Here is a 13,852-nt window from a genome sequence, read left to right as displayed (position 1 = left end):
CCCGGTCACCGCTCCCGTTCCCGCGTCGCCTCCCGCCCCAGCTCCCGCTCGACGGCGTCGACCTTTTCGCGGGCGCGGAACTCCCGGGTCCGCTTGTCGTCGATCTTCAGGACCGTACTGACGCGGTCGCCATCGACCGCCTCGTGAGCGGCCTGCGCGGCGGCGAACAGCGTCCCGATGTCATCGGTCTCGATGACCGTCCCCATCGGATTCGTCTCGTACGAGACGTCGAACTCGTCGAGCGCGGCGACCGCCTTCGCTACCTCGCCCGCCATGCTCCCTTCGATGACCGGTGCGACCGACAGCAGCGCGACGACCGTCATGGCCGGGCCTACGACACCCACGGCTAAGAGCGTGGGCGTCGGAGGGGCGAGTATGAGCGACGACTCCACGGATGCCCCGACGACGAGTGACCCCGAGACGCGCCCGGCCGACCCGGTCGCCGCCGGTGACACGGCGGGGTACGGGACCATCGAATTCGAGGCGAACGGCCTCACCTTCGAGTGTCTGGTCGAACAGCCCGCGACCGACGCCGAGGACACCGGCGACCTCGCGGTCTGCCTCCACGGTTTCCCGGACGACGCGGGGTCGATGGTACCCGTGCTGGACGCGCTCTCGGAATCGGGCTACACCGCCGTCGCGCCGTACATGCGCGGGTACGCGCCCACGGACCCCGCACCCGACGGCGAGTACACCGCCGAGGCGCTGGGCGCCGACGCGAACGCCCTGCTGGACGTGGCAGCCGACCACTTCGACCGCGATGGCGAGCGCGTCCTCGTGGGCCACGACTGGGGGGCCGTCGCCACGTACGCCGCCGCGGCCGCGAATCCGGACGCGATGGACCGGCTGGTGGCGATGGCGGTCCCGCCACGCTTCGAGGCGCTGCTGACGCGCTACCCGAAGCAGGTGCTGCGCTCGTGGTACATGTGGCTGTTCCAGGTCCCCGGTGCGCCCGAGCAGGCGCTCCGGTGGCGGGACTTCGAGTTCGTCGAGTTCCTCTGGGGGCTCTGGAGCCCCGGCTGGGACTACTCCCGCAGCCGCATCGAGAGCGTGAAGGCCACCCTGGAGCGCGAGGACACCGTCGAGCACGCGCTCGCGTACTACCGGCAGATCGTCGGCGGCGGACTGAAGGAGATGGTCTTCCACGGCCCGCCCTCACCGGACGAGGGTCCGACCATCGAGGTGCCCGCGCTGCTCATCACCGGCGAGCGCGACGGCTGTATCGGCACTGAGCTGTACGACGAGGCCGAGCGGGCCTTCGACGCGCCCTGTCGCGTCCTCCGGGTCAGCGACGCGGGCCATTTCGTCCACCAGGAGCGCCCCGCGCTCGTCGGCGACGAGATCCGCCGCTTCCTCGACGGCGCCTGAACCCGCTCGCTTCGGCGTCGACGCCGTCGCCGGTCGCCTCACCGCTCCCCACGCTCCGCCCCCGCCCCGACCGACTGGTGGTGGTGTATCCCCCGGAGGAGGTCGTAGAGCTCGGAGAGTGCGTCCGGGTCCGCCGTGACGAGTGTGCCCCGGTCGTTCCCCTCCGGGAGATGGACCAGGACGGTGTCCTCGTAGCACTCGATGGTCCCGCGTCGAGCGCCGAGCGTGTTGCGGACCGCCGTCCCTGCTGAGCCCGTGTCGGCCTCGCGGAGCGCCGCACGGACCTCGTCGGATAACCCCTCGTCACAGTACAGCCGCTCGTACCCGTCATCGTGGTACCGTATCACGGTTCGGAGGCCCCGACCCAGCGAGCCGCGGAGGTACGGGACGAGCCGCTCGGGAGCGTTCGAGGTCGTTTCGGTCATGCTGTTTCTAGCCGGTGCTGTTCGTCGGGTGGGTTCGCCGGCTAACAGTTCGGTCCTTCTTGCGTGGGGCCGTATCGTCGTCATCCCGGGGGGTTATAGGGCGGCGCGAGAAGGGGCCGCCATGAGCAGCCGGGTACTCGACGACCCACGCGTCCGCCGCGCGCGAACCGTGGTGGAGGCCATCATCACCGAGGTCAGGGCCGAGAACGTCACGTTCATGGCCGGGAGCATCGCCTACCATGCGTTCGTCTCGCTGGTACCCTTCCTGTTGCTGGTGCTGTTCCTCATCTCGCAGGTCGGTGACGACGCGCTCGCCGAGTCGTTCCTCCGCGCCATCGCGGCCAACCTCACCCCGGTCGGTGCCGCCCAGGACGAGGGCGTCGTCGGCCAGTTCACGCAGGTCCTGCTGGACGCCGCGACCAGCGGGACGCAGAACGCCAGCATATCCGCTCTGTCGTTCGCTGCACTCATCTGGGGGACGCTGCGCATCTTCCGCGGGCTCGACCAGGCGTTCTCCGACATCTACGAGTCCGAGTCGCTGAACACCTTCGCCGACCAGATGATCGACGGCGTCATCGTCTTCGGGGCGCTCGGTATCGCCCTCTTCGTCGTCAGTGCCGCCGAGCGCTTCATCGGGGTTCCCACGCTCGGCGAGGCCGACACCGTCGTCCGCCCCCTCCTCTCGGTCCTCAGTATCGGTATCGCCCTGTTCCCGATGTACTACATCTTCCCGGACGAGGATGTCACCGTCCGCGAGGTGATTCCGGGTGCCCTGGCCGCCGCGGCCGGCTGGACCGCCCTCAGCGCCGTGTTCCGCTACTACGTCGCCGCCTCCTCGACCTCCTCCTACGGCATCGTCGGCGTCATCATCCTCCTCATCACCTGGCTCTACTTCGGCGGGCTGATCCTGCTCGTCGGCGCGTCCATCAACGCCGTCCTCTCGGGCCGCAGCGAGGACGTGGAGAACATCGCCTGGGGCGCCGAACCCGGGACACACCACTCGTACAACGACGACGACTTCGTCGAGCCGCTCCGCGAACTGGAGGAGGCTCTCGAGGTCGCCGAGGCCGAGGGGTACGACGAGGTCCGGGTCGCCATCGACGACCGCGAGGTGACGCTCCCGCGCCCGGACGAGGCCTCGGTCACGGTCAAGACCGTCGACCGGCCACGGCTCCTCGGCGGTGACCGCGAGACCGGGAGGGTCCTGTTCCAGTGGGATTCCCGGAGCGACCGCCGCCGGGACGACCCGGACGCGTAGCCGTCGAGAACGTTATATCCTTAGATGGTGTAGCTTGAAATATGCTGTCGCTCGACGCCATCGTCGTCGGCCAGTTCGACGATACATCCCTGGGACTCCTGCTGGCCATCGGCTTCCTGCTGCTGACGGCTCTGTCGGGCCTCGGGCTCAGCCTCCTTCTCTGGTTCCGGAACCGGGCGGGGCGAAAGGGTCGCCGCCGCCACTCCAAGTAGCCTCCTTTCCGGTGACCATCTCCGCACCGCAGTCGTCCTGTCTACCGACGAGCGGGCTTCACGCAGCGGACGAGACCCATCGCTGCTGGGAGAGGTGGTCGGAGAGCGCGGCCGCTCGACGGGCAGTGTTCGGAGAAGTGCGCTGGCGGGGATTTGAACCGGACGAGACGGTCGCCTCGCTCCGCCCGGCGCTGCGACTCGTTCGCTCGAATCCCCGTGAGCGACTCAACTGCTCACTTCGCTCGCAGTAGAAGTGCGCTGGCGGGGATTTGAACCCCGGTTGTGACCATGGCAAGGTCACGTGATACCACTACACTACCAGCGCGCCTGTACCAGATGGGACGCCGGTGTTGCACAAAAGGATTCCGGAACCCCTGCGGCCGCGGGGTTTGATACCGTCCACGCACCCAGGTCCCAGCCATGACCGACGCCGGAGCCCTCGCCCGTGCCTACTACCGGACCATCGATGACGGCGACTACGAGTCGCTCCGGGACCTCCTCGCCGACGACTTCGCCCAGCACCGGCCCGACCGGACCCTGGACGGGGCCGACGCGTTCGTCCGGTTCATGCGCGAGGAGCGTCCGGAGACCGACACCACACACGTCGTCGAGCGGGTCTACCGGACGGAGGAGGCGACCACCGCTACGGCTGCCGCGGACGACCCGCTCGCCACGGCCGACGCCGACGCGTACGTCGCCGTCGAGGGGTGGCTGGAGCGGGCGGGCGGCGAGACGTGGTTCCGGTTCGTCGACACCTTCGCCGTCGCGGACGGCCGGTTGGCCGCGCTGACAACGTACACGATGTAGCACCCGACGGCCGGGGCTGCGGCGGACAGCGCAGTGGACGAGCTTCTGTTCACCGACCGGTAGCCCCCGGTCAAGATTTATCTTCGCTTGTGGCCTACCCGGTATCATGTCTGTCCGGATTGATAACACGATACAAGGGGACGATCGCTGATGCCGGTCGTCGACGGGACGGCCGCGGACGGGTTCGGACCGGTGGTGGACGCCTTCGCCGAGAACTTCCGGTCGCGGAACGAGCTCGGGGCCGCCTGTACCGTCTACCACGAGGGGGAGTGTGTCGTCGACATCTGGGGTGGCTACCGGGACACCGCTGGCGAGCAGCCCTGGGCGGAGCACACGATGGCGATGGCGTTCTCCGGGACGAAGGGGATGGCAGCGACGGCGACGGCGGTCGCGCTCTCGCGGGGACTGTTCGCCCTCGAGGACCGCATCGCCGACCACTGGCCCGAGTTCGCTCGGCACGGCAAGGAGACGATCACCGTCCAGCAGCTGCTGCGCCACCGGAGCGGGCTGGCGACGCTGGACGAGCCGGTGACCGCCGCGCAGCTGGCCGACCACGACGAACTCGCCGAGGTTCTGGCGGCCCAGAATCCCGACTGGGGCCCCGGGACCCGCCATGGCTACCACACGTTCACGCTGGGCTGGTACACGAGCGAGCTGTTCCGCCGGACGGACGGGCGGACCGTCGGCGAGTTCTTCGCGGACGAGGTCGCCGACCCGCTGGACGCCGAGTTCCACATCGGCCTGCCCGAGTCCGTCCCGGACGAGCGGGTGGCCGAGCTCGACCCCTTCGGCCCGGTCCAGCTCCTCCGGAACGCCCACCGGCTATCGCCGCGCTACCTCGCGGCGTTGCTGAACCCGCGGTCGCTCAGCAACCGCGCCGCGAACTGCGTCGCCTACGACGACCCGACGGACCTGACGGAGCCGCCGCTCCGGTCGGTCGAGATCCCCTCGGCCAACGGCATCGGGACGGCCCGGGGGCTGGCCCAAGTCTACGACGACCTCGCGACCGGTGGTGACCGCCTCGGCATCGACGAGGCGACCTACGAGGAGCTGACGACGGTCCCGACGCCCCCGTCGGGTGGCGACCGGGACCTCGTCGTGCGGATCCGAAACGAGTACGACATGGGCTACTCGAAGCCGTACGGCGAGTTCACGTTCGGGAGCTCCGACGCGGCGTTCGGGACGCCCGGCTTCGGCGGCACGTTCGGCTTCGCCGACCCCGACGCCGACCTCGCCTTCGCGTACGTTCCGAACCGACTGGGCGTCCATCTCGTCGACGACCCCCGCGAGGTGGCCGTCCGGGAGGCCGTCTACGACTGTCTCCAGTGACGGCCCGACCAGCACCGTTTAGCCGCGCGGCCACCCAGTACGCACCAACCGGAATGTTCGACTCGTTCGAGGTCGTGCCGGCGGTCGACGTACAGGACGGGCAGGTCGTCCAGCTCGTGGGCGGCGAGCGTGGAACCGGGCGGACCTACGGCGACCCCGTCGAGGCCGCCCAGGGCTGGGAGGAGGAGGGCGCCCGGACGCTCCATCTCGTCGACCTCGACGGGGCGTTCGAGGGCGAGCGCGAGAACGCGGGCGCCATCGAGCGCGTGGTCGCGGCCACGAGCGCCGACGTGCAGGTCGGGGGCGGCATCCGTACCGCGACCGATGCCGTCTCGCTGCTGGAGGGTGGCGTCGACCGCGTCATCCTCGGGACGGCAGCCGTCGAGAACCCCGACATCGTCTCGACCATCGCCGAGCGCTTCCCCGACGGCGTCATCGTGAGCCTCGACAGCCGGGGCGGCGAGGTCGTCGTCTCCGGCTGGACCGAGGGGACGGGTCTCGACCCGGCCGAGGCCGCCGCGCGGTTCGTCGATGCCGGCGCGGCGGGTATCCTCTTCACCGACGTGGATGTCGAGGGACAGATGGAGGGTGTTCGCGGTGAGGAGATCCGGCGCGTCGCCGAGGCGGCGGACGCTCCCGTCATCGCGAGCGGCGGCGTCGCGACCATCGAGGATGTCCGGACTGTCCACGACGCGGGGGCCGCGGCGGTCGTCGTCGGCACGGCGCTCTACGAGGGCGCGTTCACGCTCGCCGAGGCGAGCGCGGCCGTCGAGTGACGAACCGTGCCCGACTCCGCGCCCGGTCGGCCTCAGGTTCCGTCCGTGGGTCGGTGCTCCCGCCGGCCCGCCAGCCGGACCAGCGCGTAGGCGGCGGCACCGGAGACGGCCGCTCCCGTCGGGGAGGCGGCCGCCATCTGTGGCGCCGCCGCAACGACCGTATCCGTCACTGACTGGATGAGCGACACTGTACCCGTTCGTTGGGGCAGAGATATATAAAATCGAGCACCAATCCGGTTCCACCCTGCTATTTATATGGTCCGGGGGCGGCCGGGGCAGTGCCCCCCGCTCGCCCCCGGCGACGGGGAGTGTGAGGCCCGCCGAGCCACGGTGCCGGCGCCGCGGGTCGGGACGGTTCAGTCCGCGACGCCCGCCATCCGGCTCTCGCACTCCGCAACCCGGTGGTCCGCGCCGAGTGCCCGGTACTGGGCCCGTGCGGTCTCGAAGGCCTCACGCGCCGCCGCGTCGTCGCCGAGCGCCAGCAACGCCTCGCCGCGCTCGCGGTGTGCACGTGCCGTCTCGGCGTTCCGCGTCTCCGGGTCGAACGTCTCCAGGCACGCGTCCAGTCGGTCGAGCGCCACCTCGCTGTCACCGCGCTCGCGGGCGAGCGTGCCCAGTTCCCGGAGTACGAGCGCGAGCGCGCGATCGGCGTCGACGGCGTCGGCGGTCCCGCGGCTCTCGGTCAGGTAGCGCTCGGCCCGGTCGAGGTCGCCCCGTTCGCGAGCGGCCACGCCCAGCCCCCGGAGGCAGTGGGCGACGTTCTCCCGGTTGCCGGCGTCACGGGCGAGGGTGAGGGCTTCCTCGAGTCGTTCGGTGGCTGCCGTGTGGCGGCCGTCGTCGGCGAGCGTGTTCCCGAGCGCACGCAACGCGTGCGCGAGATAGTCGCGAGCTCCGGTGTCACGCGCCAGGTCCACTGCCGTCTCGAACCGTTCGATGGCCGCCTCCGGCCGTCCCCGGTCGCGCTCGATGACGCCGAGGTTGACCAGGGAGTCGACGAGCGCGACCCGGACACCCGCCCGCTCGCGGAGCGCTCGGCTCCGCTCGAACCGGTCCAGCGCGGCGTCGAACTCGCCCCGCTCGTAGTGGACGATGCCGAGGTTGTTCTGGATGGAGGCCGCCCCGGCCGGGTCCCCCTCGGCGTCGGCCCGTGACTCGGCGGTCCCGAGGTGGCGTTCGGCGTCGTCCAGGTCGCCGGCGAGCCACGCCGCGACGCCGCGGGCCCCGAGCGCCTTCCGGGCCCGTTCGTCGTCGTCGACCGTCTCGGCCAGCGCGAGCGCCCACTCGGCGTACCGGTCGGCGTCGTCGAACGCACCGGTCCTGATGGCGGCCCAGGCCCGGTGGAAGAACGCTTCCGACCGGAAGCGCGTCCGTTCAGGTGCGTCGAGGACGCCCGCCCGATGGTACAGCCCCGCCGCCTCGCGGGCGAGCGTCTCGTAGTCCCCCTGGTCGAAGCGGGCCTGACAGCGCCGTGCGACGGTCCGGACGACCGTCCGCGGGGAACAGGCGTCGGGCAGGGTGAGCGCCGAGTGGTCGCTCTCGCCCAGCAACGGTGCGAGCCCCGGCTGGCGCTCGACGAGCGTGAACAGGGCGTCGACCGTCTCGTCGGCCCACGCGGTCGGGTCGGCGGCGATCCGTTCGAGGACCGCCGCCTCCGCGCCCAGCGCGTCCCGGACCGCCTCACGGCCTTCGGGGTCGTCGGCCAGCGACCAGAGCGCCGAGCAGACGCGGCCGACCCGGCGCTGGGCCGCCGGCGCCGGCTCCGTCTCGACCAGCGCGTCGAGGAACGCGACCGACCACTCCTCGTGGGGGAGCTGACAGTCCAGCGGCGATGGTCCGAACAGCACCCGCCCGTGGAGGGTCTCGATGGCGGCGTCGATGGCCGTCGCGTCGTAGCCGGCCGGCGGCGCGACCAGCGCGTAGAGGGACGCCGGCTCCACGGCCACTCCCGCCGCGTTCAGCAGGTTGGCCAGCACGCCGAGGTCGTACGCCGCCGGGTCCCCCTCGCGGAGCCGCGCCAGCGTCGTCTCCGCGTCCGCCTGCAGCGCGCTCGGAACGTCCTCCCCGACGCCCGCGGCCGTCGCGAGGCAGTGGAGGAAGGCCAGTACCGCCGACGGTGCGCCGGCCGCCTCGTCGTCGGAGCAGTGCGCGACCGCCTCGACCGCCGCCGCCAGTTCCTCGGCCGACCGGTCGCGGTCGGCGGCGACGTGGGCGACGAACCGCTCGCGCTCGCGTTCGTCGAGGGGGGGCATCCGGAACACCTCGACCGCCTCGTCCCGGTCGGCTCTGACCGCGGGGGACAGCGGCTCGCCCGGCGGGTCACCCCACTCGGCCGTCCGCGCGTCCACGAGTACCGAGACCGTCGGGTCGTCCCGGAGGGCACGCATCGTCTCGAACACGGCCCGGCCCGACCGGACGGCGTCCTCGACGACGACCAGCGTGTGGCCGGGGTCACGCCGGGCCGCGGCTGCGAGTGCCTCCGGCGCGGTGAACTGTCGCCCCCGGCCACTCCGGCGGTACCACACCGCGCCGTGGTCGGCCTCGTCCCAGCGGTGTGCGACCTGCCGGCAGACGGTGCTCTTGCCGCTCCCCGGCGGCCCCACGAGCGCCACGTCGCGGCCGTCGGTCAGGCGTGCCAGGAGACAGTCGTCGAGGCGCTCGCGGGCAGCGTCACCGCCGCCGGGTCGCTCCCGCGGCAGCGCGTGCCCAGCGGCCACGTCCGCGAACTCGTGGCCGGTCCGGAGCGCCAGCACGAGGTCACGGGCGTTCGCCGGGTCGAACGCGGCGTCGCCGAGGCGCTCGAACCCATCCGACGCCAGCCGTGCCGACTCCGACCCGTCCTCCTGTCTTGGGGGCGTCGCGGTAGCCCGCTCCGGGTCGAGTTCGGCGAGCCGCTCCCCGGCCCACGCGAGCGCGTCGTCGCCGGTCGCCTCGACCAGTGCGTGCGGGCGTCCGTCGTCGGCGTGTATCAGTAGCAGGACGGCCGTCGGCGTCCGGAGCAGCGAGAACGGTGGGTTGGTCGTCGCCGTCCGGCCGTTCGGCCCCGTGTCGGCGCCCGGCGCCAGCAGCACGGACGCCCCGCCCGTCGCAACGGCCTCGGCCGTGAACGACTCGTCCGCGGCTGCTGCGATGGCGGCCGCCACCCTGTCCGCGCTCGCGAGGCGGTCGAGGAACCGGTCGGCGAGCGCCGTCGCGTCGGCATCCGACCCGGTGAGGTCGACCGTCGCGTCGGCCAGCGCCGCGCCCGACAGCGGGGCGTCGTACGGCAGCGGCTCCAGCGCGGCGACCGCCGCCTCGACCGCCGCCAGTGAGTCCGTCGCCGCCCGGTACTCCTCGGCGGCGAGTCGCCCGGCCACGGTCGCGACGTAGCCGCCGTCCGTCCGCTCGACCAGTCCGGCCGCCTCCAGTTCCCGAACGGCCCGGTCGACGGTCGACCGCGACCGGTCGACCGATGCGACGAGGTCGCGCTTGTACGAGGGGCCGTCCAGCAATTGCTCGAACACCGGCCAGCGCCGCTTGACAACGTCGAGTACGGGCTCCCCCCCGTCGTCCATTTGTCGCTCGTTCTTCGGCCACTCACAAAAGGTCTGCCCGGCGAGCGCACCCCCACCCCCCGGTAGCGGCACGCGCGCCAAGCGGTGTCGTGTCGACGCGGTCGCCAGTGACGGATCGAAGATGGAGCCGAGCCGACCCGGGGCACTGCCGACGCGGAGACACGATACCCCGCAGTGATTGTTTCGAGTACGGGGGCATTACGTCACATACTGAGTTTAAGTACTGCCGCGCCGGGCGGCGCGTCCGTGCCGAGGGGGAACCGTCTTGCCGGTGGGCCCCGGAGCCGCGACCATGAGCGACGAGACGACCGCGGGTGGTGCCCGGGAGGCCGCCGTGACCCGCGAGACCGCCGAGACCGACATCGAGGTCACGCTGGCGCTCGACGGCGACGGCGAGTCCACCGTCGACACCGGCGTCGGCTTCTTCGACCACATGCTCACCGCCCTCGCCAAACACGGCCTGTTCGACCTCACGGTCCAGTGCGACGGTGACCTCCACATCGACGACCACCACACCGTCGAGGACGTGGCCATCGCCATCGGGCAGGCGTTCGACGCGGCGCTCGGCGAGAAACGTGGCATCGTCCGCTACGCCGACCGCCGGGTCCCGCTGGACGAGGCCGTCGCGGACGTGGTCGTGGATGTCTCCGGGCGCCCCTACTTCGACTTCGACGGCGCGTTCTCACAGCCGTCGGTCGGCGAGTTCACCAGCGACATGGCCGCGCACTTCGCCCGCTCGCTCGCGATGAACGCCGGGCTCACGCTCCACGCCGGCGTCACCGGCGAGAACGCCCACCACGAGGTCGAGGCGCTGTTCAAGGCGCTCGCCCGCGCGCTGGACGATGCCACCCGCGTCGACGAGCGCCGGGCGGGTGACACGCCGAGTACGAAGGGCGAGCTGTAGGCTGAGACAGTTCCGGAGCTCTCGACATACTCAACTTTCCGTTCATCTCTGCGGGATATGGGCCGGAGATAATCGATAATGGCAGGATTACGAACATCTCTGTCATCAGCGACCAGTCCGCCACCTGGCCGCTCTCCGGACCACAAACCACTCGGTGGTTCGTCGGGAACCGGCCGGTGATGCCCTCCCGACGTGTCCTCCTGGCCGGTGCGGCCGGTCTCGTCGCCGGTGGCGGACTGGTCGCCGACCGCGTCCGACTCGGCGAGGTGGACGACTGGACGCCGACCGCGGATACGTGGCCACTCTCCCGCTACGACCTCGCGAACACGGCTGCCGTGCCCGACGTGAGCGTTCCCGACGACCCGACGGTCGACTGGACCGCGTCCGTCGCGGCGTCGTCGCAGTTCGCGCCGCAGGCGCTCGTCGTCGATACCGACCGGGTGTACGCTGGTGCCGACGGTCTCGTCGCACTCGACCGGGGCGGCGGGTCGAAGGTGTGGAGCGACGAGCGGCCGGTGGATACCCTCGCACGCCGCGGTGGTCGCCTGTTCGTCGCCGGCGGCGACGGCGAGAGTCCGAGGGTCGCCGCCCGCGACGCCGCGACCGGCGACACAGCGTGGACACGGGACCTCCCCGCTCTACCGGCGGGGCTGACGGTCGCAGCCGGGATGGTCCTGACCACGACCCGATTCGGGTCGGTCGCCCGGGAGCAGGACACGGGCATCCGTCGCTGGGGTGGTGAGTCGCCCGACCTGCGGGCCCAGCCGCTCGTCCACGACGGCGCGCTGTTCGGCCACGACGGCTACGAACTCGTCCGGTACCGGCCACGGAGTGCGTTGGACGTGCCACTGCGCGCGGTGCCGCCGGCCGAGTGGCGGTCCGTGACACAGGTGGAACGCATCGACGCCCCCGTGGGCGCCGGCTCTCGGGTGCTCGTGCCGGGTACGCGGTACGGATTCCGGACGGACGCCGGCGCGCCGGCCTTCCGAGCGGTCGACGCGACGACGGGCGAGGTGGCGTGGCGGGCGATTCGCAGCGACGAGCGGGACGCGTTCCTCGGGTCCCGGTATGCCGCCGTCGACGCCGCCCGCGACCGGGTGTACGCTGGCGTCTACCGGCAGTGGACCAGCGAGCCGACGACCGGGGAGCGGTTCCGGGCGACGGTGCGGGCGTTCGCGCTCGAGGACGGGGCCGTCGCGTGGACACACGAGGCCGGTACCGGCCGATTCGTCCGCGATGTCGTGTTCGCGGGCGACCGCGTGCTCGTGGCGACGGCCAGAGACGAGGATGCGACGGATGGGGCGCCCGGCGACGTGCGGGCACTCGACCCCATCGACGGACGCGAGCGCTGGCGGGTCGCGTTCGACGCACCGGCCCGAACGCTCGCGCCCGTCGACGGAACGGTGTTCGCGATGGCCGGGAACGGGCTCGTGGCCGCGCTCCGGTAGCTACTGTCCGCCCTGACCCTGTTGTCCGCCCTGCTGCTCGCCCTGTTGCTGCCCCCGGCCACCCTGCGCCCCGGGGAACCGCTGGCGGTCCAGCAGGCGGAAGTTGACCGTGACGATGCCGACCTCGACACCGTCGGCGGCGCGCTCGATGGTTCCCGAGAAGGTGACCTGCGTCGAGTGGACCGCGAACAGCTCCGTGTCGAAGCGGACGTCGACCCCCTCGGCGGCAGGCGCGCTCACCTCGAACTCCCCGTTCTGCGTCGCGATGCCGACCCCCTCGGGGAGGTACTCGCCCAGCGCGTTCCGGGCCAGGTCCTCGACCTTCCGGACCGCGCTCCCGGCGTCGAGGACCCGCACCGGCTCACCGACATCGTCCGGGAACACGTTGGTCCCGTTCTGGACGGTCACCGTCTCGGTCGCGGCCACCTCCGCGTTCCGGAGTTCGCGCACCGCCCGCTGGATCGCCTGGTCCGACATGGTCGTTGGTGTCGAATCCGCGGGGGAGGGCTTGAAACCTGCCCTCCCGGCGGGTCCTGCGACCCCTCCCCGCACCTTTCGCACCGCGTAAGTTAGTCGGACCGTCCGCAACGACGACACGTGCAACGGAGACGCTTCCTCGCGACGACGGCGGCCGCCGGGGCGGTCACGCTGGCGGGGTGCTCGACCGTCCTGCCCGCCCCCGAGATCGTCGAATCGAACGCCAGCGGCAGCCTCCTCGGTCCCACGACCGTCGAGTTCGTGGTCGAGAACGGGGGTGCCGGCGGCGACGTGACCGTCACCCTCACCATCTACGGGCAGGGCGAGACCGTCCAGAGCAAACACGGTAAGACCGTCTCGATGGACGCCGGCGAGCGCCGCGAGGTCTCCTTCGAGGTCGACATCGAATCCGAGGCCGAGCGCTACAGCGGGTCCGCGAAGCCGGCGCTCCCGTTCTGAGCGCTCGGCTCAGGCCAGCAGCGCCCGCAACTCCGTGAGGTACGACTCGCGGGTGTGGTCCAGCCGGGAGAGCCACACCTCCTGGTAGCTGGGGTGGAGCAGCGGAATCACCCGCCCGATGTCCGTCGCTACGGGTTCGAGCACGGCGTCGAGGAACCCGTCGAGCGACCGGCCGGTCATCACGAACACCGATGTCGTCGCGTGCTTGCCGGTGGTGAGGACGGTGTCCGGGTCGACGGCCGCCAGTTCCTCACGGAGATACGGCCGGCAGTTCGCCCGCTCCTCGGGCGTGGGTTCACGGTTGCTCCCCGCGCCGTCGCACGGGAAGCACTTGACGGCGTTCGTGTAGTAGGCGTCGTCCGCGAAGCCGGCGTCGGCGACCAGCCGGCGCACCTTCCGCCCGGAGTTGCGGGTCGTGTAGGCCATCCCCGTCAGGTTCCCGCCCCGCCAGCGGTCGGCCGCCGGCGCGCCCGCGCCGGGCGCCTCCCCGACCACGACCAGCGACGCGTCCGTCGGCCCGACGCCGTGGCTGATATGCGTGCGACAGTCGACCAGTTCCGGGCAGCGTTCACAGCCGGCTGCCACCGGGTTCCGCCGGCTGGGGTCCGGAAAGGTCGGGTCCTCGGGCACGGCTCACGGGAGGCGCCCCGCCGGCATGAAACCCGCCCACCTGTCAGGCGTGGTCGTTCGGGCGACGCGTGCCGGGTGTGACGGCCGCGGTTCGCTCCGGCCGAACCGATATTTGCCGTCTCAATATGGTGTATTATAAATCGACGAATAATAAATACCTGGCTAGAACCGGGAACAGCCTCAGGGAGGTCCCCGGACAAGCATCTGT

Annotated in this window: 15 protein-coding genes and 1 tRNA gene; 9 read left to right on the top strand and 7 right to left on the bottom strand. The window is 71.5% G+C overall.

The window, feature by feature from the left end; all coding sequences use genetic code 11:
* Positions 1-5: 5 nt before the first annotated feature.
* Complete coding sequence (locus tag NL114_RS02995) at positions 6-323, bottom strand: MTH1187 family thiamine-binding protein (protein WP_254823321.1); 318 nt, start codon at positions 321-323, stop codon at positions 6-8.
* A gap of 52 nt (positions 324-375) precedes the next feature.
* Here NL114_RS02995 and NL114_RS02990 point away from each other — a divergent pair, with 52 nt between their 5' ends.
* Complete coding sequence (locus NL114_RS02990; RefSeq protein ID WP_254823320.1) at positions 376-1,368, top strand: alpha/beta fold hydrolase; 993 nt, start codon at positions 376-378, stop codon at positions 1,366-1,368.
* A 38-nt stretch (positions 1,369-1,406) separates the two neighbouring features.
* Here NL114_RS02990 and NL114_RS02985 read toward each other — a convergent pair whose 3' ends face one another.
* Positions 1,407-1,793, bottom strand: a complete 387-nt coding sequence (locus tag NL114_RS02985) for a DUF7522 family protein (RefSeq protein WP_254823319.1) — start codon at positions 1,791-1,793, stop codon at positions 1,407-1,409.
* A gap of 121 nt (positions 1,794-1,914) precedes the next feature.
* On the opposite strand from NL114_RS02985, the gene NL114_RS02980 reads away from it, so the two are divergent.
* Positions 1,915-3,051, top strand: coding sequence for a YihY/virulence factor BrkB family protein (locus NL114_RS02980; RefSeq protein ID WP_254823318.1), 1,137 nt, complete (start codon positions 1,915-1,917; stop codon positions 3,049-3,051).
* 41 nt (positions 3,052-3,092) lie between these two features.
* Positions 3,093-3,263 carry a hypothetical protein gene (locus NL114_RS02975; protein WP_254823317.1) on the top strand — a complete coding sequence of 57 codons (171 nt, stop codon included), beginning with the start codon at positions 3,093-3,095 and terminating at the stop codon, positions 3,261-3,263.
* Positions 3,264-3,517: 254 nt separating this feature from the next.
* Here NL114_RS02975 and NL114_RS02970 read toward each other — a convergent pair.
* Positions 3,518-3,588 (bottom strand) — tRNA-Gly (locus NL114_RS02970).
* Positions 3,589-3,683: 95 nt separating this feature from the next.
* On the opposite strand from NL114_RS02970, the gene NL114_RS02965 reads away from it, so the two are divergent.
* The 3 genes from NL114_RS02965 (at position 3,684) to hisA (ending at position 6,175) form a co-directional block, all read left to right on the top strand.
* Positions 3,684-4,070 (top strand): nuclear transport factor 2 family protein, encoded by a 387-nt coding sequence (locus NL114_RS02965; RefSeq protein WP_254823316.1) that lies wholly within the window; start codon positions 3,684-3,686, stop codon positions 4,068-4,070.
* A gap of 150 nt (positions 4,071-4,220) precedes the next feature.
* Entirely contained in the window at positions 4,221-5,399 is a 1,179-nt protein-coding gene (locus tag NL114_RS02960; RefSeq protein WP_254823315.1) for a serine hydrolase domain-containing protein, read from the top strand.
* Positions 5,400-5,452: 53 nt separating this feature from the next.
* Positions 5,453-6,175, top strand: coding sequence for a 1-(5-phosphoribosyl)-5-[(5-phosphoribosylamino)methylideneamino]imidazole-4-carboxamide isomerase (gene hisA / locus NL114_RS02955; RefSeq protein ID WP_254823314.1), 723 nt, complete (start codon positions 5,453-5,455; stop codon positions 6,173-6,175).
* A 32-nt stretch (positions 6,176-6,207) separates the two neighbouring features.
* Here hisA and NL114_RS02950 read toward each other — a convergent pair whose 3' ends face one another.
* Together NL114_RS02950 and NL114_RS02945 are read right to left on the bottom strand one after the other, a co-directional pair.
* Entirely contained in the window at positions 6,208-6,363 is a 156-nt protein-coding gene (locus tag NL114_RS02950; RefSeq protein WP_254823313.1) for a hypothetical protein, read from the bottom strand.
* A gap of 168 nt (positions 6,364-6,531) precedes the next feature.
* On the bottom strand, positions 6,532-9,726 hold the full coding sequence (locus NL114_RS02945) for a tetratricopeptide repeat protein (RefSeq protein ID WP_254823312.1): 3,195 nt from the start codon (positions 9,724-9,726) through the stop codon (positions 6,532-6,534).
* Between the two features lie 292 nt (positions 9,727-10,018).
* Between NL114_RS02945 and hisB the strand changes: the two genes are divergently transcribed.
* On the top strand, positions 10,019-10,630 hold the full coding sequence (gene hisB / locus NL114_RS02940) for an imidazoleglycerol-phosphate dehydratase HisB (RefSeq protein WP_254823311.1): 612 nt from the start codon (positions 10,019-10,021) through the stop codon (positions 10,628-10,630).
* A 179-nt stretch (positions 10,631-10,809) separates the two neighbouring features.
* Positions 10,810-12,078 (top strand): outer membrane protein assembly factor BamB family protein, encoded by a 1,269-nt coding sequence (locus NL114_RS02935; RefSeq protein ID WP_254823310.1) that lies wholly within the window; start codon positions 10,810-10,812, stop codon positions 12,076-12,078.
* Here the strand turns inward: NL114_RS02935 and NL114_RS02930 are convergent, their stop codons facing one another.
* Positions 12,079-12,555: a hypothetical protein gene (locus tag NL114_RS02930; protein WP_254823309.1), complete on the bottom strand. Its 477-nt coding sequence runs from the start codon at positions 12,553-12,555 to the stop codon at positions 12,079-12,081.
* A 120-nt stretch (positions 12,556-12,675) separates the two neighbouring features.
* Between NL114_RS02930 and NL114_RS02925 the strand changes: the two genes are divergently transcribed.
* Positions 12,676-13,014, top strand: coding sequence for a twin-arginine translocation signal domain-containing protein (locus NL114_RS02925; RefSeq protein ID WP_254823308.1), 339 nt, complete (start codon positions 12,676-12,678; stop codon positions 13,012-13,014).
* Between the two features lie 9 nt (positions 13,015-13,023).
* Here the strand turns inward: NL114_RS02925 and NL114_RS02920 are convergent, their stop codons facing one another.
* The gene (locus tag NL114_RS02920; RefSeq protein WP_254823307.1) at positions 13,024-13,644 is read right to left on the bottom strand and encodes a uracil-DNA glycosylase; all 621 of its coding nucleotides are present in this window, start codon (positions 13,642-13,644) and stop codon (positions 13,024-13,026) included.
* Positions 13,645-13,852 lie beyond the last annotated feature (208 nt).

It is taken from the genome of Haloglomus halophilum, assembly GCF_024298885.1.
GTDB classification, from domain to species: Archaea; Halobacteriota; Halobacteria; order Halobacteriales; family Haloarculaceae; genus Haloglomus; species Haloglomus halophilum.
This window is presented reverse-complemented; position numbering and strand designations above follow the sequence as displayed.

Excerpts from the sequence above, each read along its gene's own strand:
- hisB (WP_254823311.1), top strand. The coding sequence starts at position 10,019 with ATGAGCGACGAGACGACCGCGGGTGGTGCCCGGGAGGCCGCCGTGACC.
- NL114_RS02945 (WP_254823312.1), bottom strand. The coding sequence starts at position 9,726 with ATGGACGACGGGGGGGAGCCCGTACTCGACGTTGTCAAGCGGCGCTGG.
- NL114_RS02975 (WP_254823317.1), top strand. The coding sequence starts at position 3,093 with ATGCTGTCGCTCGACGCCATCGTCGTCGGCCAGTTCGACGATACATCC.
- NL114_RS02930 (WP_254823309.1), bottom strand. The coding sequence starts at position 12,555 with ATGTCGGACCAGGCGATCCAGCGGGCGGTGCGCGAACTCCGGAACGCG.
- NL114_RS02980 (WP_254823318.1), top strand. The coding sequence starts at position 1,915 with ATGAGCAGCCGGGTACTCGACGACCCACGCGTCCGCCGCGCGCGAACC.
- NL114_RS02985 (WP_254823319.1), bottom strand. The coding sequence starts at position 1,793 with ATGACCGAAACGACCTCGAACGCTCCCGAGCGGCTCGTCCCGTACCTC.
- NL114_RS02935 (WP_254823310.1), top strand. The coding sequence starts at position 10,810 with ATGCCCTCCCGACGTGTCCTCCTGGCCGGTGCGGCCGGTCTCGTCGCC.
- NL114_RS02960 (WP_254823315.1), top strand. The coding sequence starts at position 4,221 with ATGCCGGTCGTCGACGGGACGGCCGCGGACGGGTTCGGACCGGTGGTG.
- NL114_RS02995 (WP_254823321.1), bottom strand. The coding sequence starts at position 323 with ATGACGGTCGTCGCGCTGCTGTCGGTCGCACCGGTCATCGAAGGGAGC.
- NL114_RS02965 (WP_254823316.1), top strand. The coding sequence starts at position 3,684 with ATGACCGACGCCGGAGCCCTCGCCCGTGCCTACTACCGGACCATCGAT.
- hisA (WP_254823314.1), top strand. The coding sequence starts at position 5,453 with ATGTTCGACTCGTTCGAGGTCGTGCCGGCGGTCGACGTACAGGACGGG.
- NL114_RS02990 (WP_254823320.1), top strand. The coding sequence starts at position 376 with ATGAGCGACGACTCCACGGATGCCCCGACGACGAGTGACCCCGAGACG.